The 23,212-nt window shown below is 68.6% G+C and carries 18 protein-coding genes; 10 read left to right on the top strand and 8 right to left on the bottom strand.

Going from position 1 to position 23,212, the window contains the following annotated elements:
• Window positions 1-5: 5 nt before the first annotated feature.
• The 8 genes from gspG to PW843_04565 form a co-directional block, all read right to left on the bottom strand.
• On the bottom strand, window positions 6-458 hold the full coding sequence (gene gspG, locus PW843_04600; protein MDE1145887.1) for a type II secretion system major pseudopilin GspG: 453 nt from the start codon (window positions 456-458) through the stop codon (window positions 6-8).
• The gene (locus PW843_04595) at window positions 442-1,656 is read right to left on the bottom strand and encodes a type II secretion system F family protein (GenBank protein ID MDE1145886.1); all 1,215 of its coding nucleotides are present in this window, start codon (window positions 1,654-1,656) and stop codon (window positions 442-444) included. The genes gspG and PW843_04595 overlap by 17 nt, the downstream gene beginning before the upstream one ends.
• On the bottom strand, window positions 1,653-3,365 hold the full coding sequence (locus tag PW843_04590; GenBank protein ID MDE1145885.1) for a GspE/PulE family protein: 1,713 nt from the start codon (window positions 3,363-3,365) through the stop codon (window positions 1,653-1,655). Before PW843_04590 ends, PW843_04595 begins: the two co-directional genes overlap by 4 nt.
• A 552-nt stretch (window positions 3,366-3,917) precedes the next feature.
• On the bottom strand, window positions 3,918-5,222 hold the full coding sequence (locus tag PW843_04585) for a cytochrome c (GenBank protein MDE1145884.1): 1,305 nt from the start codon (window positions 5,220-5,222) through the stop codon (window positions 3,918-3,920).
• A 5-nt stretch (window positions 5,223-5,227) separates the two neighbouring features.
• Window positions 5,228-7,000: a GMC family oxidoreductase gene (locus tag PW843_04580; GenBank protein ID MDE1145883.1), complete on the bottom strand. Its 1,773-nt coding sequence runs from the start codon at window positions 6,998-7,000 to the stop codon at window positions 5,228-5,230.
• A 67-nt stretch (window positions 7,001-7,067) separates the two neighbouring features.
• The gene (locus PW843_04575) at window positions 7,068-7,784 is read right to left on the bottom strand and encodes a gluconate 2-dehydrogenase subunit 3 family protein (GenBank protein MDE1145882.1); all 717 of its coding nucleotides are present in this window, start codon (window positions 7,782-7,784) and stop codon (window positions 7,068-7,070) included.
• Between the two features lie 348 nt (window positions 7,785-8,132).
• The gene (locus PW843_04570) at window positions 8,133-8,654 is read right to left on the bottom strand and encodes a hypothetical protein (protein ID MDE1145881.1); all 522 of its coding nucleotides are present in this window, start codon (window positions 8,652-8,654) and stop codon (window positions 8,133-8,135) included.
• Window positions 8,655-8,768: 114 nt separating this feature from the next.
• Window positions 8,769-9,962 (bottom strand): NAD(P)/FAD-dependent oxidoreductase, encoded by a 1,194-nt coding sequence (locus PW843_04565; protein MDE1145880.1) that lies wholly within the window; start codon window positions 9,960-9,962, stop codon window positions 8,769-8,771.
• Window positions 9,963-10,253: 291 nt separating this feature from the next.
• On the opposite strand from PW843_04565, the gene PW843_04560 reads away from it, so the two are divergent.
• From PW843_04560 to fabI, 10 genes are all read left to right on the top strand, one after another.
• Entirely contained in the window at window positions 10,254-12,020 is a 1,767-nt protein-coding gene (locus PW843_04560) for a hypothetical protein (protein ID MDE1145879.1), read from the top strand.
• 300 nt (window positions 12,021-12,320) lie between these two features.
• On the top strand, window positions 12,321-12,779 hold the full coding sequence (locus PW843_04555) for an ester cyclase (protein ID MDE1145878.1): 459 nt from the start codon (window positions 12,321-12,323) through the stop codon (window positions 12,777-12,779).
• A complete protein-coding gene (locus tag PW843_04550) occupies window positions 12,776-14,401 on the top strand; it encodes an MFS transporter (GenBank protein MDE1145877.1) in 1,626 nt (541 codons plus the stop codon). Before PW843_04555 ends, PW843_04550 begins: the two co-directional genes overlap by 4 nt.
• Window positions 14,398-15,480 (top strand): HlyD family secretion protein, encoded by a 1,083-nt coding sequence (locus PW843_04545; protein ID MDE1145876.1) that lies wholly within the window; start codon window positions 14,398-14,400, stop codon window positions 15,478-15,480. The genes PW843_04550 and PW843_04545 overlap by 4 nt, the downstream gene beginning before the upstream one ends.
• A complete protein-coding gene (locus PW843_04540; protein ID MDE1145875.1) occupies window positions 15,477-16,850 on the top strand; it encodes an efflux transporter outer membrane subunit in 1,374 nt (457 codons plus the stop codon). Before PW843_04545 ends, PW843_04540 begins: the two co-directional genes overlap by 4 nt.
• 368 nt (window positions 16,851-17,218) lie before the next feature.
• Window positions 17,219-19,519, top strand: coding sequence for a DUF3141 domain-containing protein (locus PW843_04535; protein ID MDE1145874.1), 2,301 nt, complete (start codon window positions 17,219-17,221; stop codon window positions 19,517-19,519).
• A gap of 42 nt (window positions 19,520-19,561) precedes the next feature.
• Complete coding sequence (locus tag PW843_04530; protein MDE1145873.1) at window positions 19,562-20,029, top strand: hypothetical protein; 468 nt, start codon at window positions 19,562-19,564, stop codon at window positions 20,027-20,029.
• Window positions 20,030-20,066: 37 nt separating this feature from the next.
• Entirely contained in the window at window positions 20,067-21,029 is a 963-nt protein-coding gene (locus PW843_04525) for a phosphate acetyltransferase (protein MDE1145872.1), read from the top strand.
• A 6-nt stretch (window positions 21,030-21,035) separates the two neighbouring features.
• Window positions 21,036-22,265 (top strand): acetate/propionate family kinase, encoded by a 1,230-nt coding sequence (locus tag PW843_04520; GenBank protein MDE1145871.1) that lies wholly within the window; start codon window positions 21,036-21,038, stop codon window positions 22,263-22,265.
• Window positions 22,262-23,053, top strand: coding sequence for an enoyl-ACP reductase FabI (fabI, locus tag PW843_04515; GenBank protein ID MDE1145870.1), 792 nt, complete (start codon window positions 22,262-22,264; stop codon window positions 23,051-23,053). Before PW843_04520 ends, fabI begins: the two co-directional genes overlap by 4 nt.
• The last annotated feature ends 159 nt before the right edge of the window (window positions 23,054-23,212 follow it).

Raw genomic sequence — 23,212 nt, 5'->3', positions numbered from 1 at the left:
CGCGCCTACCAACTGGTGACGTCGCGGGCGTCGCCCTCGCCGCCCGGGGCGTTGTCGCTGCCGTAGCTGAAAAGGTCATAGGCGCCGTGGTCGCCCGGCGCCTTGTAGCGATAGGGGTTGCCCCAGGGGTCGATCAGGGCCTGACGCTTGCGCAGGTAGGGGCCACGCCAGTTGGCGTCGCCAGCCGGGGCCGTCATCAGCGCCTCCAGCCCTTCCTGGCTGGTGGGGTAACGGCCGACATCGACGTAAAACAGGTCGACGGCGGCGACCAGGGTGTTGATCTGGGCCTGCGCCGCCTCGCCCTTGGCTTTTCCCAAGCGGGCCACCAGGTTGGGTGCCACCAGCAGGCCCAGCAGGCCGATGATCACCAGGACGACCAGCACCTCCACCAGGGTGAAGCCTGCGGTTCGGCGACGGTCAGGACGGTTCAGGTCGGTCTTGTCAGATGGCGATGTCATTCAGGCTGAGGATCCCCGCGATCAGGGCGGCGAAGATCCCACCGACCATGCCGCCGAGAACAAGGGTTAGGACGGGCGTCACCAAAGACAAGGCCCTATCCAGTGCTAGACCCCTCTCACGCTCCAACACTTTCGATAGATCCAGCAGGGCTTGCGGCAGGCTGGCGGTCTGTTCGGCCATGGCCAGCATGCGCGACAGGCGGCGGGGAAACAAAGGCTCGCCCTGCACCGCCGTGCTGAGGTCGCTGCCGCCGCGCACGGCGATGCGCACCCGGTCGGCCGCCCCCGCCAGGGCGCGGTTGGACAGGCAACCACCGGCCGTCGCCAGGCCCGCCGCCAGCGGCACGCCGCCGCTGAGCAGGCTGGCCAGGGTCCGGGTGTAGAGCGCCAGCTGGGCATCGCCGATCAACCGGCCCAGCGGCCCCGTGGCCGCCAGCAACACCCGGTCCATGCGCAGGCGCATGTCGGGCTGACGGTAGGCCCGGGCCATCAGCAGCAGGGTCAGGACCACGCCGGCCACGATGCCGGGACCGAAATTGCCCAGAAAATCACCGATGGCCAGAACGGCGGCCGTGGCGGCCGGCAGCTTGGCCTTGCTGCCCGCGAACAGATCCTGGAATTGCGGCAGGACATATCCCGCCATCAGCGCCAGCGCCGCCAGGGTCAGCAGCGCGATCAAGGCGGGATAGACCATGGCGCTGATCAGGCGCTGGCGGAAATGGGTGCGCTCTTCCTCCAGAACCGCCAGGTGGCCCAGGGCGGCGGCCAGCGACCCGCCCTGCTCACCCGCCGCGACCAGGCCGACGAACTCCGGCGGGAAGACGGTGGCGTGGGCCGACAGGGCGGCGGCCAGGCCTTCACCGGCCCGCACCCGTTCGCGCAGGCGGCCCACCAATGCGGCGGAGGCCGGGCGCGGCATCTGGTCCGCCACCAGGCCCAAGGCGGGCTCCAGCGCGAAACCGGCGGACACCAGGTTGGCCAAGTCACGCACGAAAGACAGCCGTTCGGCCCGGTTCAGGTCGCGGCCACGGCCCAGGCTGAGGCCTTTCCTGGCCCCGGCCTCACGCAGCGACAGCGGCGTCAGGCCGCGCTGCATCAATTGGTCCACGGCACTGCTGCGGTTGGCCGCCTCAATGGTGCCACGACGGGCGCGGCCTTCGGCGTCGACGGATCGGTAGGTGAAACTGGCCATCATCATCTCAATCCGCCACTTAATCCGCCTTGGTGACGCGCAGGATTTCTTCGGGCGTGGTGTCGCCGTCCAGCACGCGGGACAGGCCGTCCTGGTACAGCGGCACCATGCCGCCGGTGGCCACCGCCGCCGCCTCGATCTCCGCCGATCGAGGCGCCCCGGCGCACCAGCGCCCGCACCTGGTCGTTCACCGGCAGCCATTCGGCGATGGCCATGCGGCCGCGATAGCCCGTGCCGTTGCAGGCCGCGCACCCCACCGCCCGGTACACCGTCACCATCTTCGCCGGCAGGCCCAGGGCCACCGCCGCGTCCGCCGACAGGGCATAGGGCTGGCGGCAACTGGGGCACAGCGTGCGCACCAGCCGCTGCGCCAGCACCCCGTTCAGGGTGGAGGCCAGCAGATAGGGGTCCACCCCCATGTCCACCAGCCGCGGCACCGCACCGGCCGCATCGTTGGTGTGCAGGGTGGACAGCACCAGGTGGCCGGTCAGGGCCGCCTGCACCGCCACCTTGGTGGTTTCCGCATCGCGCATCTCACCCACCAGGATCACGTCCGGGTCCTGGCGCAGGAAGCTGCGCAGGGCGTGGGCGAAGGTCAGGCCGATGCCGGGCTTCACCTGCGTCTGGTTCACCCCGTCCAGCAGATATTCCACCGGATCCTCCACGGTGAGGATCTTGCGGCGGACCGCGTCCATGCCGCGCAGGCCGGCGTACAGGGTGGTGGTCTTGCCGCTGCCGGTGGGGCCGGTCACCAGCACGATGCCGTGCGGCCGGTTCAGTTCGGCGGCCAGCGGGCCCGCCACGTCGGCCGGCAGGCCCAGCGTGTCCAAGGTGCCGCCGGCCGTCTGCTGGTCCAGGATGCGCATCACCACATCCTCGCCATGCACGGTGGGGGTGGTGGAAACACGGAAATCGATCTCGCGGCCCTGCAGGGTCTGGCGGATGCGGCCGTCCTGCGGCAGGCGGCGTTCACCGATGTCCAGGCCCGCCATCACCTTGATGCGGGTGATCATGCCGGGGGCCACACGGCGGGGCAGCACCTCCGCCTCACGCAGGATGCCGTCGACGCGGTGACGGACCACCAGCCGGTCGGCCATGGGCTCGACATGGATGTCGGTGGCGCCGGCCGCCAGGGCCGCCTGGATGGCGTTGCCCACCAGGCGCACCACCGGCCCCTCGCTGGCGAGATCGCGCAGGCGCTCGGCATCGCCCTCCAGCAGGTCGGGCAGGTCGTCGTCGTTGGCGGTGGGGTTCCCCACCTCGTACAGCCGGTCCAAGGCGGCGGCGATGGCGGTGCCGGTCATGACCACCGCCCGCACCGGCCGGCCGGCCAGGAAGGACGCCGCCCCCAGCGCCTGGCGGTCCAGCGGATCGGCCATGGCGAATACCGCCTCCGCCCCGTCGGCGGTCAGCGGCAGCATCTGGTTGGTCTTAAGAAAACCCAGATTGGCCGTGTCCACCATGACCGCGGCCTCGGGCAGATGGTCGGCCGGCCACAGCGCCAGGCCCAGGGCCCGGGCGTAGGCCGCCGCCATATGGTCTTCGGACACCAGGCCCAGATCCACCAGCCGCCGGTCCACCCGGCCGCCCGCCGCCTGCGCCCGGCCCAGGGCCCCCGGCGCCATCTGACCTTGCGCCGCCAGCACCGACAGCACCCGGCCCAGGGCATCATCATGGATGCCGGCTGGAGCGTTGGTATCGCTAACAACACGCAAAGCTGAATCATGGATCGGGGTCACGTAATATACCCTTTTAAAATGAGCTGCGGATTTGTAGTGCGTCCCGATGTGAAGTTCTAGGCCATAAAGGTTAATTTATCGCCAACGACCTAGACCTAGCCGCATATCTCCGAAGAGTTAGCCCAGGCCAAATCCGTCGAGCGATTAGGATCAACTACATGATCTAAAAGAGATTCATAGGCCCCCATAGCCCATGAACATTCCCCAAACAGCGTGCTTCGCCGTTTATCCTACCACTTTCATCTAAGCATGACCTATGCCGGGGCAAGGTGCCAGGCTTTCCCGCGCTCGAAATATTCCTAAAATTTTAGATTTGATCTTTATCAAGATGGCGCGCAGCTAATCTCTATAGAGAGCTGGACTGAAACGGATTATTTTGAAATTTATTAACTTTTACCCACCCGCATGCGGATGCACTCAAGTCAAGGCATTCAACAAAACGTCGATTCCCCAACACAAAAAGAATGCCCACCCCGCGCATGACGCGGGCCTGGGCATTACTGAACCGTTTTCGTCTTTTAAAAACGCTTACTTCACCACCGCCGGGGCCCCCAGCGCGGCCCGGGTGGCGGCCACCTGATCGGCGGTCACGGGGGCGGCGGCGTTGCCCCAGCTGTTGCGGATGAAGGTCAGCACCGCCGCAGCATCGGCGTCGTTCAGCTTCCAGCCGAAGGCCGGCATGCCGGCACCCGTCGGGTTAGCCTCGGTCACCGCCCCACGCCCGCCCTTCAGCAGGGTCTGCACCAGGCTGTCGGGGTTGGCGGACTGCACCGCCGGGTTGCCGGCGAAACCGGTGACCATGTCCGCCACGCCCTGGCCCCGGCCCTCATGGCAGGCGCTGCAATTGACAGCGTAGACCTGGGCGCCGCGCCGCATGCGGGCGTCATCCGCCGCCAGCGGCCCCGGCGCCTGGGTGTTGGATCCCGGCACGGTGCGCAGATATGTGGCGATGGCGACCAGGTCGGCGTCGGTCAGGTGTTGGGTGGAATTCTCCACCGCCTCCGCCATCGGGCCGGAGGCGACGGCCCGGCCGTTGCTGCCCGTCTTCAGGTACTGGGCGATTTCCGGCACCGTCCAGGCGCCCAGGCCGACATGGGGGTTGTTGGCGATCTCCGGCGCGTACCAACCTTGCAGGGGACCGCCCTGCAGATAGGCGCTGCTGTCACCACCCAGCGGGTTCTTGGCAGTGTGGCAGGCGGCGCAATGGCCGGGCCCATCGACCAGATAGGCACCCCGGTTCCATTCCGCCGACTGCTCGCCCTTGGGCTGGAAGGGATGGTTGTCGAAGAACAGCAGGTTCCAGCCCAGGTTCAGCAGGCGGATGTTGAAGGGGAAGGGCAACTGGTTGCTGACGATGTGGTTATGCACCGGCGCCTGGCTGCGCATATAGGCCCACAGGTCGTGCATGTCCTGGTCGGTCAGCTTGACATAGGCGTTGTAGGGCATGGCGGCGTAGAGGGGCCCGTGCGGGCTTTGCCCATGGCGGACGGCGCGGAAGAAGTCGCGTTCCGTCCAGTCGCCGATGCCGGTTTCCCGGTCCGGCGTGATGTTGCTGGAGATCAGCACGCCGAACGGCGTCTTCAGCGGATAGCCGCCCGCGAAGGCCTGGGCCGAGCCCGGCGCCGTGTGACAGGCGGCGCAATCGGCCGTGGCCGCGACATAGGCACCGCGCTGGATGGCGGCGGCATCCGGCGGGGCGGCGTCCGCCGTCTTCAGCCTATCATCCGCCACGCGGTCGCGGGCGGCATCATTGGCGCGGTACAGCAAGCCGCCCGCCGCCACGGCGATGGCCAGCAAGGGCAGGCCCAACCCCAGGATCGTCTTCTTGCGCATGGCCATCACGCCTTCACCAGGGGGCCCGGGTTCTTCAGGTACTGTTCCTTGATGGCGTGCGCCGCCCATAGGGTGGTGGCGGCCACCGTGCCCGTGGGGTTACAGCCGCCGTTATTGGCAAAGCAGGAGGCGCCGGCCACGAAGACGTTGTGCACGTCCCAGCTTTGCAGATACGGGTTCAGGGCGCTGGTGGTCGGGTCGGCGCCCATGACGGCACCGCCGGTGGTGTGGGACGACAACTGGTCCATGGGGCTGAAGGCCTTGGCCGTCGGCTCGAACCGCGAAACGACCTTGGCGCCCATGGCGTGGCCCATCTCCACCGCCCGGTCGGCGATGAAGTGCGCCATCCTGGCGTCGTTCTCATTCCAGTCGAAGGTCACGCGCAGCAGCGGCATGCCGTGGCGGTCGGTGTAGGTGGGGTCCAGGTCCAGGTAGACGTCGCGATGGCCGTAGCTGGTGCCCTGGCAATAGACGGAATTGCTGTTCTGGTAGCTGTCGCGGTAGGCCTTCTTCCAATCGCTGCCCCAGCGCGGCGTGCCCGGCGGCACCGCCCCACCCATGCCGATGGGCCGGCCGTTGGTGGAATGGATCAGCATGTTGGCACCGCCGATGAAATCGTGGTGCGTGTGGTCGAAATTGTCGGAGTTGTAGTCGTCCACCGCCTGCGCCAGGGCGCCCGCCCCGATGAAGGGGTTCAGGTGCTCATCCTCGAAAAACACACTGGCGCCGGAGATGGTCTGATAGGCGTAGTTGCGCCCCACCACGCCGGTGCCGCTGGCGCGGTCATACGGCTTGCCGATGCCCGACAGCAGCATCAGCCGCACATTGTCCATCTGGTAGGCGGAGATGACGACGATATCGGCCGGCTGTTCCCACAGGCGGCCGGCGGCATCGATAAAGGTGACGCCGGTGGCCGTCTTCTTGTCCGCCGCCAAATTGACCTTCAGCACCTCAGACTGTGTCAGGACGCTGAAGTTGGGGCGGCGCTTAAGCGCCGGCAGGATGCAAGCCTGGGGGCTGGACTTCGACCAGTTGCCGCAGCCGAAGAACTCGCAATAGCCGCAATAGGTGCAGGGCGCCATATGGACGCCCAGCGGGTTGACGTAGGCGCCCGAGGTGTTGCCCGCCGGCACGGGGAAGGAATGCAGGCCCAGCTTGGCGGCCCCGGCATCGAACAGGTCGCAGGCACGGGTGCGCTGTAGCGGCGGCAGGGGGTAGTCGCGCTGGCGCGGCCCCTCGAACGGGTTGCCGCCCGGCTGCGCCTGGCCCTGGATGTTGCCGGCTTTGCCCGAGGTGCCGGCCAGCCGTTCGAACCGGTCGTAGAAAGGTTCCAGGTCATCATAGCTGACGCCCCAGTCCTGGACCTGCAGGCCGTCGGCCAGCTTCTTGTCGCCATAACGGCGGCGCGTCAGGGTATGGGGCTGGAAATCATAGGGCTTGAACCGCCAGGTCATGCCGTTCCAGTGGGTGCCCGCCCCGCCCACGTTCCAGCCGAACTGGAAACAGTTCCAGTCGCGCAAGGGGAGTGCGCCTTGGTCCGGCCGGTTGCGGAAGGTCAGCGTCTCCACCGCCTGGGGCTGGAGCATGCCGCGACGGGTGGACCAGCGCAGTTCATCGGTATCCACCGCCGGCGGGAAATCCGTGGTGGTGTCGCGCCAGGCGCCCCGTTCCAGGGCCACCACCGTCAAGCCCGCCCGCGTCAATTCCTCCGCCATCAGGGAACCGGCCCAGCCCAGGCCGACGATGACGGCGTCCACACGCGCCCGTTGTTGTGCCATGATTCCACCTTCAGGCGCCGCCCGTAGCCGCGCCGGTCGTTCGTGTTGGGAGGATGCGGTTGCGGGCCTAACCGCGGTCCAGCAGGCTGACCGGCGGCAGGTCCAGCTTCTGGCCGCGCTTGCCGATCACGTCACGATAGTCGTAGCGGGCGCCGGGAAAGCCCACCAGCTTCCAGCCCGCCATGTCCTTGTTGCCGCCGTACATCGGGTCGGCGAAATAGCCTTCGCGCACGTTCTGCAACATCAGCTCGAAAAAGGCCTTGGCGTCCGTGCCGCCCAAGTCGACCTTGCCGCCCTCCATATCCGTCAGCAGGGCGTCCTGCTGGTCAGGTGTCAGATCGGCGAAGGCCTTGCCCTGGGCCTGGGCGCAATAGGCGTCCAGCGCCGCCAGGCCGGCACGGTAGCGTTCCGCCGGCGTCTGCTGGAACTGCGGCCCCTGCTGCGGCGTGCCCTTGACGAAGGGCCCCTGGCGGTATTGCGTCGCCGCCCGGCCGTAATCGCCGGCCAATTGGCGATCCAGGAATTCCACACAGCCCGCCTGGGTGGCGCCCACGCTCAACTCATCGGCCGGGATCAGCCGGTCGAACACGGCGCCCACGGTGCGCGCCTCGGCCACCGTCAGGAAGGCCAAGCCGCCGGTCAGCGCCGGTTGGGGCAGGCTTTCGGGGTTGAGGCCGGGGTCCAGGATGGTGTGCTTGCCAATCACCGCACCCGTGGCGGCCGACGGGGCGGCACCCAAGGCCGCCAGGCCGGCAAGCGATTTGAAAACAGAACGGCGGTCCATGCCCGTCATCTCCACTTTTCGACGCCCACCCACATGATAGGGGCGACCGGGCAAAAAGGAAGGCTTTGGACACCATCCCATCGGATGGGTCCATCGCCGGGGACACCGCTGTCCCGTTTGTTCCTTTTATGCGGGGTGCGAACCTGCCTTCGGCATTTCATCCATTATTGGATGAGGTCCGCCCCCGTATCACGATTGATGAGTCTGCCAAAACTCTCGACATAGGGAACGGTTTGACCGTAAGCCGAAGTCACCGGTTTCCACGACTAAAAAAAATTTATGGAAATACGCGCGATTGGCGAACGTGGTCCCTTTGGACACGCCGAACTGTTCTGACACCCGCCCGTTTCACACTTCGCCCAAACGGGCCAGAAGGGTCCGGGATCGCGCCAATAGATCAATGAAGGACGCATCCTGAAGCCGTGCCAGGCGCACGGCGAAGGCCACCATCTCCGGATCGCGCTGGCCCGACAGTTCGTGCAGGGCGCGGGCCCGTTCCAGGCCGGCCGCCAGGCTGGTGTACCAGGACACCAGTTCGCGCGGCAGGGGCGTGGACAGCAGGCCCACCGCACCGCCCAGGGAACGGAAAACCGGCATGTAGTCGCGATCGCCCCGGAAATGATGGTGCAGGACGGCGGGCAATTCCAGGTCCTGGCCCGCCACCGGCAGGTCGGCCCGCAGCATGGAGAGGTAGTTTTCCTCGATATGCTGGGACAGGGCGCCGATCTCACCGATCAGGGCGCAGGCGATGTTGCGCTTGGCCCGGCGCCGGGCGCGCAAATCGTGGAAGGTGTTGGCGATGAAACCGGAAAAGCCGCCGACGACGCCCCCCGCCATGGCGCCCGACATCTGTATCCACGGAATGTCCATCGCCCCGTCCCCCAACGTGCCCCGATCCCCGGGTGGAGCATACCACCATCCGGGGGAAAGAGGCGTTAGCCGCGAACGGCTAACGCGTCGCAAGGACAGGGTGGCGGTTCTGGATCAGGCGATGCCCTCTTCCTGTTTCAGGCTGCCGAACATGGACTGGGTGATCAGGTACTGGCGGCGGGCGACGGGGTCGTTGACCAGCCGTTCCATCTCCGCATGGCGCTTGCGATGGCCGGCCGCCTGGCCTTCCCGCATGAACTCCATGTTCTTGATGGTCTGCGCCTGGGTGAAGTCGTGCGTCACCGTCCGCCGCTGACGGTCGAACCGCGACAGCAGCGCGTCGGCGTCGCCCCCGTTGTAAGCCGCGACCAGCTTGGCGCACAGGTTGAAGGCATCGTGGATGCCGCTGTTCATGCCGAAGCCGCCGATCGGGTTGTTCAGGTGCGCGGCGTCGCCGATGATCATCACCCGGTCCTGGCGGAACGACTGCGCCACCCGCTGATGCACGCGATAGATGGTGCGGTGGTGGGTCTTGACCTCATCCGTCAGGCCGATCAGCCCGCCGAACACCGCGTTCTTCTTCTCATCCGACACCAGCGCCAGGTCCGAGACATCGCCCGCCGGCACCAGGATGCGCCACAGCGACGGCACCCGCAGCAGCACCAGCCATTCGGTGGCGTCCGACACGTAGTTCACGTGGCACAGGCCGTCGATGTACTGCTCCAGCGGGGTTTCCGTCGTCAGGCACAGGAACTTTTCCGGATACGTGAACCCGTCGAACTCCACGCCCAGCCACTTGCGCACCAGGCTACTGGCGCCGTCGGCGCCGATCAGGTAGTCGCCCCGCACCTTTTCCAGGCTGATGGGCGTCTCCGCCGTCACCGTCACGCCGTCGGCGTCCTGTTCGAAATGCACCAGGCGGTGGTTGAACAGCACCTCCGCGTTCGGCTCGTTCTCCAGCTTGGTCGCCAGCAGGCGGGACAAATGGTACTGCTCACATTGAACGCGGAAGGGATAACGCGTGATGTCCGACAGTTCCGACATATCGAAGGCATAGACATCGCCGCTGCCCCGGTCGCGGAACTGGTAGACCGGCGCCTTCAGGCCGCGTTCCAGCAGGGTCGGGGTGATGCCCAGGGTGTCCAGCATCTCCAGGGTCGGCGGGTGCAGGGTGGAGGCGCGCAGGTCCATGGCGCAGTCCGGGCCCGCCTCCAGCAACACCACCTCAATCCCGTGGCGGGCAAGGTAATAGGCCGCGACCGTGCCGACAGGCCCCGCGCCCGCGATGATAACCTTCGTCTTCTTCATGCCGTGCATCCTGGTCCCCGCGACAACGCCTTTTCCGGCGCCCACGGAAACCAGTATCAGCGTGCCACCGGCCGGGTCGCACCCGGTGGCGCGGCTGTCCGCCTGGTGACCACCGGGGGTGGCAGCCGCCCGGAACGCAGCACCCCCGTTAGCGCCATCACAGCTAACCGTTAGGCCCGCGCCATATCACCGCCCCGCCTTGACCGGGCCGCCCCCGCGCCCGCATAAATTGCGCAACGACCGGGCCCATCCCGGCAGCCATTCCCCTTTTCTGACTTTTGAGGAACGCGTTTGGACACGCCATCGCCCTGGGCTGTGCGCGAACAGATCGACCGGCTGTGCACCAGCCCGGTCTTCGCCGGTTCGGAACGGCTGCTGACCTTCCTGCGCTTCGTCGTGGAGGAGACGCTGGACGGCCGCGGAAGCGCGCTGAAAGAGGCGGTGATCGGCAATGCCATCTACGGCCGCGAACCGCCCTATGATCCCCGCATCGACAGCACCGTGCGGGTGGAGGCCCGGCGCCTGCGCCGCAAGCTGGAGGAGCACTACGCCGGACCCGGTCGGCACGATCCCGTGGTCGTCACCCTGCCGACCGGGGGGTATGTGCCGGTGTTCGGCGCGAACGACGCGCCGGCCGTGGTCACGGTCGACGCCACGCCCCCGGCCGCCCTGTTCACGCAGGGCCCCGGTGCGGCCGTGGCCGTCATGCCCCTGCGGGCGCTCAGCCGCGGCGGGGATGAGGAAAGCTTCGCCGACGGCCTGACGGATGAGCTGATCTACGCGCTGGGCCGCGCCCAGGGCCTGCGCGTCACCTCGCGCAGTGTCGCCTTCCAGGCGCAGGACAAGGGCTATTCCCTTCCCACGCTGGCCCGGGAACTGGGCGTGGACGCCGTGCTGCAAGGCACGGTGCGGCGGCAGGACCACACCCTGCGCGTGACGGTGGAGGTATCGAACCCCCAGGGTTTCGTCGTCTGGTCCGACCGGTTCGACGCGCCCGACCATGAACGCATGCGCTTGCAGGAACGCATCGCCGCCACGGTGCTGAGCCGCGTGCGCCTGGACAATTCCGCCATGCGCGCCGCCCGCGTCGGCCCGGCACCCTTGCTGCTGGAGGCGCACGCCCGCGTCTACCGCGCCCGCCAGCTGCTGGACCATCAGACGCCGGCGTCGCTTTATGAGGCGCAGGAGATATTCCAGCGGGTGGCCGACACCGCCCCCGACTACGCCCGCGGCCATTCCGGCATCGCCGATTGCCAGTGCGACCTGTTCCGCCTGGGCCTGATCGATCATGCCACCGCGAAAGCCACGGCCCAGGCCGCCGTGCGCCGCGCCCTGGTGGCCGACCCGCAGTCGGTGGAGGCGCACGCGGCCCGCGCCACCATCACCGCCTGGCTGGACCGGGACGCGGAAGGGGCGGAGGCCGACTTCCGCCAGGCCCTGCGCCTGGGCGACCACGCCCGTGCGGCCCGGCTGTACGGCACGCTCCTGACCATCTTCGAACGCCATGACGAGGCGGAGCATTTGTTCCGCCAGGCCCGGGCGATCGAGCCTTTCTCAGTGCAGCAGGACATCGCGGAGGCCGCCTGCCATTACCAGGCGCGCCGTTTCGCCCTGCTGACCCAGGCGCCCGCCCCAATGGAACAGGCGCCGGCGGAGGTGCTGGTCTATCGCGCGCTGGCCCACATCTTCACGCAGGAGGCGGCGGCCGCTGGCGCGCTGCTGGCCGCCGTGGGCCAGGCGACGGCACGGCATCCCGACCTGATGTTCGCCCAGGCCGAGATCAAGGCCTGGTTGGGCGAGCCGGAGCGGGGCTGGCGCCTGCTGGCGGCGGGCGACACCGGCGGGGCCACCGCCTTCGCCCACGCCACCCTGGCGGCATCCCTGAATGATGAGGTGCAGGGCCTGGCGGCGCTGAACCGCGCCATCGACCGGCGGGAACTGTCCACCGTCTGGCTGCGCACCGATTCCCGGTTCGACGTCTGGCGGGAACGAGCGGGCTTCCGCGCCCTGCTGGACCGGCTGCGTCCCGCCCCGCGGGCGGGCAGCCACGCCGGCTAATACCAGCAGCGGCACGAGTGGCTCGTGCCGCTGTAGGACGCGACGGCGTCCGCCGGAAGTTTCCGGGGAACGCAGTGGACTGGAAACTGAGGAAGCCAAGCGACCGGATGGTCGCGCCCGGCGCTTGAGGGGCGGCATTTTGAACGGTCACGTTCAAATGCCGCGCATATAACAGTAAGCGCGGCTGTCCTCACTACCGCCCGGCACCCGCCCCTTCCTACCATTGGCCCCGTGGCTGCCGGAGGGGGCGGAAGATGGGGTGCTGGGTTGGGACATCACGCGCCAAGGCGCCGGCATGACATGGCCGTACGCCGCACGCTGGATCGGATGCGGGCCCTTGATCGCGCCTGGAACGAGCGGCGGTGGGACGACTACGCCGAGTTCCTGGATGAGGCCATGACCGCCCATGGCGATGGCGATTTCGGCCCGGTGGGCAAGCGCCAGCATATCGAACAGGTCATGGGCTTTTGCAGCACCTTCCCCGACGCCCGGTTGCACACCACCCCCTATGTCGAGCTGTTCAGCAGCCATGACGGCCTGCACAGCTGTTCCATCGCGCGGCTGACCGGCACCGCCCACGGCGCGCCCTCGCCCCCCCAAGGCGAAGACCCGGACCCGGCATCGTTGCGCCGGCCGTTTAATGTGTTGCGCCTGGCGGTATGCCGGTGGGACCGGGGCTGGATCGTCGACTACCGTCTGCACCTGGATACCGCCTTGATGCTGAGGCAGTTGCGAACCTCAGGCGGGGCCTCGGCATGAGCGCGTCCACCGATCAGGATTACCAGTTCGCCCCCAATGAGCGGCCGGCCTTTCCCGGGTCGCCAGCGGCCCCCAGCCATCCGACACTCCGGCGGCTGGGGTACGCCGCGGTGGCTGTGCTGGTGGGCGTCACCGCCACGCTGGGCAACGCCCTGGTCAACGTCAACCTGGCCAACCTGACGGGCGCGCTGGGCGTCTATATCGACCAGGCCAGCTGGCTGCCGGCGCTGTATGTCGCCTTCAACGCCGGTGCCAACCTGACGCTGGTGCGGGCGCGCCAGCAGTTCGGGATTCCCGCCGTCACCCGCGCCCTGCTGCTGGCCTACCTGGCCGCCGGCCTGCTGCAATTCATCCATCCGGGCTTCGCGGCGGCCGTGGTCATCCGCTGCGTCAGCGGCATGACCGCCGCCGGCCTGACCACCATGACGGTCTACAACCTGCTGCAGGCCTTCCCCGTCCGGCTGCGGCCCCTGGCGCTGGTCATCGGCATCGGCTTGACCCAGCTGGGCACGCCGCTGGCCCGCCTGGTACCGGTGGAGATGCTGGCTTTGCAGGAATGGCAGGGGCTGCACCTGATGGAGATCGGGCTGGCGCTGGCGGTGCTGGCGGCCATCACCGCCCTGCCCCTGCCACCCAGTGAGCGCAGCCCCGCCTTCCGCCCCCTGGATTTCGTCACCATCGGCCTGCTGCTGCCGGGCCTGGTGCTGGTCTGCGGCGTGCTGGGACAAGGCCGGCTGCTGTGGTGGACGGACACCGCCTGGCTGGGCTGGGCCCTGGCGGCGGCGGTGCCGCTGTTCGCCACCGCCTGGCTGATCGAACGCTATCGGGCCACGCCGCTGGTGCAGGTGCGCTGGCTGACCACCCTGGACATGGCGCGGTTCGCGGCGGCGGCATTGCTGGTGCGGGTGGCGCTGGCGGAGCAGACCTATGGCGCGGTCGGCCTGCTGACGGCGGGCGGCCTGACCAACGACCAGTTGCGCACCCTGTTCGGCTTCGTCGTCCTGGCCATGCTGGGCGGCACGGCGACGGCGGCCCTGACCCTGTCCGAAAAGCGCCTGCCCTTCCAGGTGATGGCCGCCGGCCTGATCATTGCGGCGGGTGCCTGGCTGGACAGCGACGCCACCAACCTGACCCGGCCGCCGGAACTGTACCTCAGCCAGGCGCTGATCGCCTTCGGCACCACCCTGTTCATCGGGCCGGCCCTGGTGCTGGGTTTCCTGCGCATGGTGCGGCAGGGGCCGGACCATCTGGTCACCTTCATGGTGCTGTTCAGCATCACCCAGAACGTGGGCGGCCTGGCGGGATCGGCCCTGCTGGGCAGTTTGCAGGTGGCGGCCACCCACTGGCACGCCCAGACCCTGTCGGAACATCTGATCGCGGCCGACCCCCAGGTGGTGCAGCGCCTGGCGGCCGGCACATCCGCCCTGGCCGGCGCCCTGCCCGACGCTGCCCTGCGGACGGCACAAGGCGGCGGCCTGCTGGGCCAGGCCATGGCGCGCGAGGCCAGCGTGCTGGCCTTCAACGATGTCTTCCTGTTCGTGGCGGCGCTGGCCGTCGGCACGGCCCTGTATGTCGGCTACGCCACCCTGATCACCACCCTTGGCCGGAGAAGCCGCCCATGACAGCGTCGGACGCGCAAACCGCCCATCACCATTGGCACCCACCCCGCCACAGCGTGGCCGTGGTGCTGGTCATCGTCGCCTTGACGCTGGGGGCCGTGGCGGCCCTGCTGGCGGCTTGGCGCCTGCCGCCCTTCGCCGGCACGGTGGAGGCGACGGAGAACGCCTATATCCGGGGCCGCACCACGGTGATCGCCCCGCAGGTCAGCGGTTACGTCGTGGCCGTCGAGATCGGCGACTATGCCCATGTGCACGCCGGCCAGGTGCTGGCCCGCATCGACGACCGTATCTACAGGGCGCGGGTGGACCAGGCCCGCGCCACCCTGTCGGCCCAGCGCGCCGCCTTGGCCAACAGCGAACAGGCCCACGCCGCCCGCAGCGCCGCCGTGCAGGGCCAGACGGCCAACCTGGCCAACGCGCGGGCCCAACTGCAACGCGCCAAGGCCGACATGGCCCGCGTGATGGATCTGGTGCGCGACGGTTCCGTCTCCATCCGCGAACGCGACCAGACCCAGGCGGCCCTGGCCCAGGCCGAGGCGCAGGTGCGCCAGGCCGAGGCCAGCGGTGAGATCGCGCACCAGGACGTGCGCACGGTGGACGTGGGCCGGGGCGGCCTGGAAGCCCAGGTGGAGGCGGCGGCCGCACAGCTGACCCTGGCGGAGATCGACCTGGAGCATACGGTGATTTACGCACCCGAGGACGGCCAGGTGGGGGAGGTGGGCGTGCGCCTGGGCCAGTACGTCACCAACGGCACCCAGTTCCTGTCGCTGGTGCCCGCCGACCGCTGGATCATCGCCAACTATAAGGAGGCGCAGACCGCCCGCATGGCGCCCGGCCAGCCGGTGCGCTTCACCGTCGACGCCCTGTCGGGTGCCGAACTGGCGGGCACGGTGGAAACCCTGTCGCCGGCGGCGGGATCGGAATTCGCGGTGCTGAAACCCGACAACGCCACCGGCAACTTCATCAAGGTGCCGCAGCGCATCGGCGTGCGCATCGCCATCAACCCGAACCAGCCCCTGGCCGACCGCCTGCGGCCCGGCATGTCGGTGGAAACGCGGGTTGATACGGATTCGAAACGATGAAGCGTTATGCCGCCCTCTTGCTGCTTCTAGCCGCGTGCAGCGGCCCCCGGCCGGAAGCGCCCCTGACCACGGACGTGGCGCCACCGGCCGCCTGGCGCGGCCCCGACACGCCGGGCGGCGGTCTGGACGCCGCCTGGTGGCAGGCCTTCGGTGATCCGGCCCTGACCCGCGTGGTGGACGCCGCATTGGCCAACAACACCGACGTGATGGTGGCGGCATCCCGCGTGACCGAGGCGCGGGCGCAGTACCGTCTGGCGGAGGCGCAGCGCCTGCCCAACGTGACGCTCGCCGCCACCGGCGGACGGCAGCGCGACGTCGACGCCTTCGGCCAGCCCCAGCAGCAGACCGCCGGCCAATGGGAAGCGACCGCGTCCTATGACCTGGATCTGTTCGGCCGCCTGGCCGATGCCGGTGAGGCGGCACGGGCAGCCCTGCTGGCGACCCAGGCCGCCCATGACAATGTGCGCCTGGCCGTGGCCGCGTCGGCCGCCGCCGGCTATATCGGCCTGCGGGCGCTGGACGCACGGCTGGACGTGGTGCGCCAGACGCTGGCGGCGCGGGAGGCGTCATTGCACCTGGCCCGGCGGCGGGCGGAGCAAGGCTACGCCGCCCAGCTGGATCTGGCCCAGGCCCAGGCGGAGTATGAGGCGGCGGCCCAGCTGATCCCCGCCACCCAACTGGCCATCACCCGGCAGGAAGACGGCCTGAGCCTGCTGCTGGGCGGAAACCCGCGCGCCATCGGGCGTGGTGCCGACCTGGCCACCTTGGCGCCGCCCTCCGTGCCCGCCGGCCTGCCGTCCGACCTGCTGCGCCGCCGGCCGGACATCGCCCAGGCGGAACAGCAGGTGGTGGCGGCCGACCGCTCGCTGGATGCCGCGCGGGCCGCCTTCATGCCCGACGTGCAGCTGAGCGCCGTGGGCGGCACCGTGGTGTCCAGCCTGCTGACCGACCCCATCAACGTCTTCAGCCTGGGCGGCGGCGTGCTGGCGCCGTTGTTCGACAGCGGCCGCCTGCGGGCGCAGGAGGATGCGGCGGCCGCCCGGCGCGACGCGGCCGCCTTCGGCTACCGCAAGGCCGCCCTGACCGCCTTCCGCGAGGTGGAGGACGCGCTGGCCACCGTCCAGCGCAGTGCGGAGCAGGAGGAGGCGCTGCTGCGCCAGCGCGACGCCCTGGCCCGCACCCTGGCCATCGCCACCAACCGCTATCGCGCCGGATATTCCCCCTATCTGGAACAGCTGGACGCGGAGCGGGGGCTGCTGTCGGCCGAACTGGCCCTGGTACAGTCGCGCGCCGACCGCCTGGACGCCGCCATCACCCTGGCCCAGGCCCTGGGCGGCGGCTGGATGCCGGCCCCGGACGTGCGGCCATAAGCGCCATCGGCTCACAGTTAATAGGTGCCGTAACGTCGGAAAAATCGCGCCGGCGGTCCCCGGATCCAGCCGACCTGGCTACGCCCTCAGGGGCAGATGGTTTTATAAGTCACTGATGCGGATATTGAATTATGCTGCATCGCACGCGGGGCCCCCGGGGGCGGCAGACGGCCGCACCCGGATAGGGTCGAGCCAAAAACGTTCAATAGTTGACCTAAGTCATTCCAGATTACGCAAACATCGGTAAATAAAGCCGGATAGTTCATTGGCGGAACTAACGGGAAAGCGTGCCGGAAGTGGCATACTTTTCACATTATTCCGATATAGTCCCGCCCATCAGTATTCTTGACTGACCTTAAGGAGGCAGCATGGACACGGCGATTCCATCGGCAACGGCGCAGAAACCCGCACCCACCACCCAGAAAAAAGAAGAAATCGGTGGGAAGATCGGTGGCCTGGGCGCGCCGTGGGGCGGCCTCTGGCCCACCGCCGCCTTCGCACCCGCACTCGGCCTGGCGCGGCAGGCGCAGGAATACTGGGTGGACGCGACCCAGCGCTCCTTGCTATTCCTGGACGTGCTGCGCCAGCGCGGCAACGACCATTTCGAGCACATCGCCGAACCCTGGCCCAACGTCCTGAGCTTCGGTTACGAACTGGTGCTGGACGGGCGGCAGCTGCCCCGGCCCGTCAACTACTGCCTGGTGCGCATCCAGCCGCCGGCGGACACCGTGACCGACCCGCACAAGCGCCCCTTCGTCGTCTTCGACCCCCGCGCCGGCCACGGCCCCGGCATCGGCGGCATGAAGCACGACAGTGAGATCGGCGTGGCCCTGCGCGACGGCCACCCCTGTTATTTCGTGGGTTTCCTGCCCGAGCCCGTGCCCGGCCAGACGGTGGAGGATGTCTGCCGCGCCGAGGCGACGTTCGTGGAGAAGGTCGGCGAACTGCATGCGGACGCCGAGGGCAAGCCCTGCCTGATCGGCAACTGCCAGGCCGGCTGGCAGATCATGATGATGGCGGCCATGCGGCCCGACATCGTCGGCCCCATCGTGCTGGCCGGCGCGCCCCTGTCCTACTGGGCGGGCGTGCATGAGAAGAACCCGCTGCGCTACCTGGGCGGCCTGCTGGGCGGCACCTGGCTGACGACGCTGAGCGGCGATCTGGGCCACGGCATCTTCGACGGCGCGGCGCTGGTCGCCAACTTCGAGAACATGAACCCCGCCAACACCCTGTGGAAGAAGAACTACACCGTCTATTCCAAGGTGGACACCGAGGCCCAGCGCTTCCTGGAATTCGAGAAGTGGTGGGGCAGCCCCGTCCTGCTGAACGCGGGCGAGATGCAGTACATCACCGATGAGCTGTTCCTGGGCAACCGCCTGTCCACCGGCGGCATGGTGCTGTCGGACGACACCCGCCTGGACCTGCGGGCGGTGAAGTCGCCCATCATCGTCTTCTGTTCCTGGGGCGACGACATCACCCCGCCGCAGCAGGCGCTGGACTGGCTGCTGGACCTGTACGACACCGACGCCGACCTGGCGGCCGGCGGCCAGACCGTCGTCTATTCCCTGCACCAGAGCATCGGCCACCTGGGCATCTTCGTCTCCGCCAAGGTCGCGACCAAGGAACATGACGAGTTCACCCGGACCATGGACCTGATCGACGTCCTGCCGCCGGGCCTGTATGAGGCCGTGTTCACGCCCAAGGAAGGGGTGGCGCACGCCGACCTGGTGGCCGGCGACTATCTGACCCGGTTCGAGCGGCGCAGCCTGGACGACATCCGCGAACTGGGCGGCAACGACACCCGTGACGACCAGCGCTTTGCCGCTGTCGCCCGCATGTCCGACATCAACAAGTCGCTGTACCGCACCCTGCTGCAGCCGGTGGTGAAGGGCCTGTCGAGCGAGGAAAGTGCGGCCCTGCTGCGCCGCCTGCACCCCAACCGTCTGCGGTTCGAGATCTTCTCGGACAAGAACCCGCTGATGGCGCCGGTCGCCAAGCTGGCGGAAGGGGCGCGGACCCACCGCCGGCCGGTGTCGGCCGACAACCCCTTCCTGAAGGTGCAGGAGGCCGTGTCCGACGGCATCGTCCACGCGCTGGACACCTGGAAGGATTTGCGCGACCGCACGACGGAGAACCTGTTCCTGAACCTCTATGGCTCCCCCGTCCTGCAATCCATGCTGGGGCTGGAGCCGAAGGTGAAGGAACACCACGCGCTGGAGACGCCCGCCCCGGTGGAGGAACCCATCGTCCCCCGGACGGAGCAGGAGGCGGTGGTGGAGGCGGTGATGCGCGGCCTGCTGTACGTCGCCCTGGCCGATCCGCACGCCGGCGCGGATGAGCGCCGCTTCACCCTGCTGCGCCAGATCCGCCAGCAGGCCCCCGATGGCGGCGCCATCACGCTGGAGCGTTTCAAGGCCCTGGTGCGCGACCAGTACCTGCTGCTGCACCGGGACGCGGAGGCAGCCCTGGCCGGCCTGCCCGACCTGCTGCCCGCCGACCCGGCCGCCCGCGAACGGGCGCTGGGGGTGCTGCGCGACGTGATGGCGGCGGGCGACGCGCTGCCGCCGGCCATGGCCGAACGCTTCGCCCGGGTGGAGGCCCTGTTCCAGGCGACGCCCGCGCCGAAGCCGGCCCCGCGCCCCTCGGCCCGCAAGCGTGCCACCCCCTGAACCCCCGCGTTCCCCCTCCCCCACCGGTGAAGGAGAGCCTTGATGAGCACGCAGTCCCAAACGGCCGAAGCGCCGATAGCCCTGCCCACCGCCGCGGAAATCCGCGCCATCATCGAACGCAAGGCCGCGGCGCGGGCGGATGAGGCCCGCCGGCGGCTGTCCGTCCAGGAGGAGGAGGACAAGGCCAAGCGTGCGGCCTTCATGGAACGCACGCTGACGCCGGGTTTCATCCACACCGTCATGACCCGCGTCCAGCACGCGGCCGAGAACGGCGAGAAGAAGCTGATGCTGGGGCAGTTCCCCTGCGAATGGTGCGCGGACGGCGGGCGCAAGATCAACGTGCTGGAAGACAACTGGCCGGACACGCTGCTGGGGTTCGCCCGCGGACTGTACGAGTTCTGGTCGGCGGAACTGAAGCCCCGCGGCTACGGCCTGTCGGCCGAAGTGGTCAGCTTCAAGGACGGCGGCATTTCCGGCGACATCGGCATCTACATTTCCTGGACGGCCTGAACCCGTCCCGTTTGGAAGAGTGACACGGGAGAGACCCATGGACAGTTCGGCCACATCCGCGCACGTGACCCACAAGAAGTACCAGCGGCTGATCGCCGCCGCCCATCAGGCCGGCCCCACCCTGGCCGCAGTGGCCCACCCCTGCGACCTGAGCTCGCTGGAGGGGGCGGTGGACGCCGCCCGCCTAGGCCTGATCACCCCCATCCTGGTGGGGCCCAAGGACCGCATCCAGGCGGTGGCCGCCCAGTCCAGCCTGGACATAAGCGGACTTGAGATCGTGGACACGGCCCACAGCGTGGCCTCGGCCCAGCGGGCGGTGGAACTGGTGCGCGAGGGCCGGGCCGAAACCCTGATGAAGGGCAGCCTGCACACCGATGAGCTGATGGGGGCGGTGGTCAAGAGCGAGACCGGCCTGCGCACGGCCCGCCGCCTCAGCCACTGCTTCATCATGGATATCCCGGGCCATGCCGACCCGCTGATCATCACGGATGCCGCCGTCAACATCACGCCCACCCTGGCCGACAAGGTGGACATCGTGCAGAACGCCATCGACCTGGCCTTGATCTTGGGCTTCGGCGAAGTGCGGGTCGCCATCCTGTCGGCGGTGGAGACGGTCAATCCGAAGATCCCGTCGACCATCGAGGCCGCCGCCCTGTGCAAGATGGCGGATCGCGGCCAGATCACCGGCGCCATCCTGGACGGTCCCCTGGCGCTGGACAACGCCATCAGCCCGGAAGCCGCCACCATCAAGCACCTGACCTCCCCCGTCGCAGGCCATGCCAACGTCATCCTGGTGCCGGATCTGGAGGCCGGAAACATGCTGGCCAAAAGCCTGACCTTCCTGGCGGGGGCGGATGCCGCCGGCATCGTGCTGGGTGCCCGGGTCCCCATCATCCTGACCAGCAGGGCCGACAGCGTGCCGGCGCGCCTGGCGTCCTGCGCCGTGGCGTCCCTGATCGCGCAGCACCGGCGGACCACCGCCGCCAAGGCTGTGGGGTAAGGCCCCATGCGCCGCAGAAAGATCAGCAACGCCATCATCGTCATCAACGCCGGCTCCTCCAGCATCAAGTTCTCGCTGTTCGCGGATGAGGTGCGGGAGTTGCAGCTGTTCCTGAAGGGCCAGATCGAGGGGCTGCACACCGACAGCGTCCATTTCATCGCCCGCCATCCGGCCGGCGACCTGGTGGGGGAGCGGCGCTGGACGGGGCTGGAGGCCGGCGCCTTCGACCATGACGAGGCCACGCGTTTCCTGATGGACTTCATCAACACCCATCTGGAAGGCCACGCGGTGGAGGCGGTGGGCCACCGCATCGTCCATGGCGGTGTGGACTTCACCGCCCCGGCCGCCCTGGACGCCGCCGTGCTGGATAAGCTGGAAACCCTGGTGCCGCTGGCGCCCCTGCACCAGGGGCATAATCTGGCGCCGGCGCGCAGCATCCTGGCCAGTACGCCCGGCCTGTTCCAGGTCGGCTGCTTCGACACCGCCTTCCACGCCACGCAAGCGCCCCTGGCCCAAGCCTTCGCCCTGCCGGCGGAGATCACCGACCGGGGCGTGCGCCGCTACGGCTTCCACGGCCTGTCGTATGAGTACATCGCGTCCCACCTGGCCGATTTGGGGCTGGCGGATTCCAAGGTGATCGTCGCCCATTTGGGCAACGGCGCCAGCCTGTGCGCCATCGATGGTGGGCGCAGCGTCGCCAGCACCATGGGCTTCACCGCGGTGGAGGGTCTGCCCATGGGGACGCGCTGCGGCACCCTGGACCCCGGCGTCATCCTGTACCTGATGGATGAGATGCACATGGGGTCCCGGGACATCCAGCGCCTGCTGTACCAGCGCTCCGGCCTGCTGGGCGTCTCCGGCATCTCCGCCGACATGCGCACGCTGGAAACCAGCGACGATCCCCGCGCCCGGCTGGCGGTGGATTTGTTCACCTACCGCATCGGGCGGGAGATCGGGTCCCTGGCCGCCGCCTTGGGCGGGCTGGACGCCCTGGTCTTCACCGCCGGCATTGGCGAGCACAGCGCCGGCGTGCGTGCGGCGGTTTGTCGCCATGCCGCCTGGCTGGGCCTGGACCTGGACGGGGAAGCCAACGCCCACCCCGCCGCCACCCCCAACGGCGACACCGCCCGCATCAGCACGCCCGGCAGCAAGGTCGCCGCCTGGATCGTGCCGACGGATGAGGAATTGATGATCGCCCGCCATACGCGGCGCCTGCTGACGGGAGCGACACCATGACCCTGGCCTCACACCCCTCCGCCAACCGCATCCTGGCCGGCCGCCGTGCCCTGGTGGTGGGCATCGCCAACGAGATGTCCATCGCCTATGGCTGTGCCAAGGCCTTTCACGAGGTGGGGGCGGACGTGGCCGTCACCTACCTGAACGACAAGGCCAAGCCGCACGTGGAACCGCTGGCGACCGAGGTGGGCGCCCGGCTGTTCCTGCCGCTGGATGTCAGCGTGCCCGGCCAACTGGAGGCCGTGTTCGACGCCGTGCGCGAGCAGTGGGGCGGGCTGGACATCCTGGTCCATTCCATCGCCTACGCGCCCAAGGAGGATCTGGGCGGCGGGCTGCTGGACTGTTCGGCCGAGGGTTTCGCCAAGGCCATGGACATCTCCTGCCATTCCTTCGTGCGCATGGCGAAACTGGCCGCCCCCCTGATGGCGGAGGGCGGCACCATGTTCGCCATGAGTTATCACGGCGCCAACCGCGTGGTACCCAATTACAACGTCATGGGGCCGGTGAAGGCCGCGCTGGAGGCGTCCTGCCGCTACCTGGCGTATGAGCTGGGGCCCCGCCACATCCGCGTCCACGCCATCTCGCCCGGGCCCCTGAAGACCCGCGCCGCGTCGGGCCTGAAGGACTTCGACCATTTGCTGAACGACGCCATCGCCCGCGCGCCGGTTGGGGAATTGGTCGATATCATGGACGTGGGCTACACCTGCGCCTACCTCGCCTCCCCCTTCGCGCGGCGCCTGACGGGCAGCACCCTGTATATCGACGGTGGCATGAACATCATCGGGTGATGGGGGGCGCCCCTGATCCGAACGATGTAGTAAAATTACAGCCTTTAACCTGAATTTCGCATATCCCCATGTTGTTGTCCGGCAGGGAAGCGGGTACCATCGCGCCCGACCCGGCCGGCAACCGTTGGCACGACCAACGATTGCCGGCCGCGTAAAACC

This window comes from Azospirillaceae bacterium (genome assembly GCA_028283825.1).
Lineage (GTDB): Bacteria > Pseudomonadota > Alphaproteobacteria > Azospirillales > Azospirillaceae > Nitrospirillum.
Note: the sequence above shows the minus strand (reverse complement) of the source record. Positions and strands in the feature narration are given on the sequence as shown.

Coding starts and splice junctions, on each gene's coding strand:
- gspG (MDE1145887.1), bottom strand. CDS start 458: ATGACATCGCCATCTGACAAGACCGACCTGAACCGTCCTGACCGTCGC.
- PW843_04595 (MDE1145886.1), bottom strand. CDS start 1,656: ATGATGATGGCCAGTTTCACCTACCGATCCGTCGACGCCGAAGGCCGC.
- PW843_04585 (MDE1145884.1), bottom strand. CDS start 5,222: ATGCGCAAGAAGACGATCCTGGGGTTGGGCCTGCCCTTGCTGGCCATC.
- PW843_04580 (MDE1145883.1), bottom strand. CDS start 7,000: ATGGCACAACAACGGGCGCGTGTGGACGCCGTCATCGTCGGCCTGGGC.
- PW843_04575 (MDE1145882.1), bottom strand. CDS start 7,784: ATGGACCGCCGTTCTGTTTTCAAATCGCTTGCCGGCCTGGCGGCCTTG.
- PW843_04570 (MDE1145881.1), bottom strand. CDS start 8,654: ATGGACATTCCGTGGATACAGATGTCGGGCGCCATGGCGGGGGGCGTC.
- PW843_04565 (MDE1145880.1), bottom strand. CDS start 9,962: ATGAAGAAGACGAAGGTTATCATCGCGGGCGCGGGGCCTGTCGGCACG.
- PW843_04555 (MDE1145878.1), top strand. CDS start 12,321: ATGGCCGTACGCCGCACGCTGGATCGGATGCGGGCCCTTGATCGCGCC.
- PW843_04550 (MDE1145877.1), top strand. CDS start 12,776: ATGAGCGCGTCCACCGATCAGGATTACCAGTTCGCCCCCAATGAGCGG.
- PW843_04545 (MDE1145876.1), top strand. CDS start 14,398: ATGACAGCGTCGGACGCGCAAACCGCCCATCACCATTGGCACCCACCC.
- PW843_04540 (MDE1145875.1), top strand. CDS start 15,477: ATGAAGCGTTATGCCGCCCTCTTGCTGCTTCTAGCCGCGTGCAGCGGC.
- PW843_04535 (MDE1145874.1), top strand. CDS start 17,219: ATGGACACGGCGATTCCATCGGCAACGGCGCAGAAACCCGCACCCACC.
- PW843_04530 (MDE1145873.1), top strand. CDS start 19,562: ATGAGCACGCAGTCCCAAACGGCCGAAGCGCCGATAGCCCTGCCCACC.
- PW843_04525 (MDE1145872.1), top strand. CDS start 20,067: ATGGACAGTTCGGCCACATCCGCGCACGTGACCCACAAGAAGTACCAG.
- PW843_04520 (MDE1145871.1), top strand. CDS start 21,036: ATGCGCCGCAGAAAGATCAGCAACGCCATCATCGTCATCAACGCCGGC.
- fabI (MDE1145870.1), top strand. CDS start 22,262: ATGACCCTGGCCTCACACCCCTCCGCCAACCGCATCCTGGCCGGCCGC.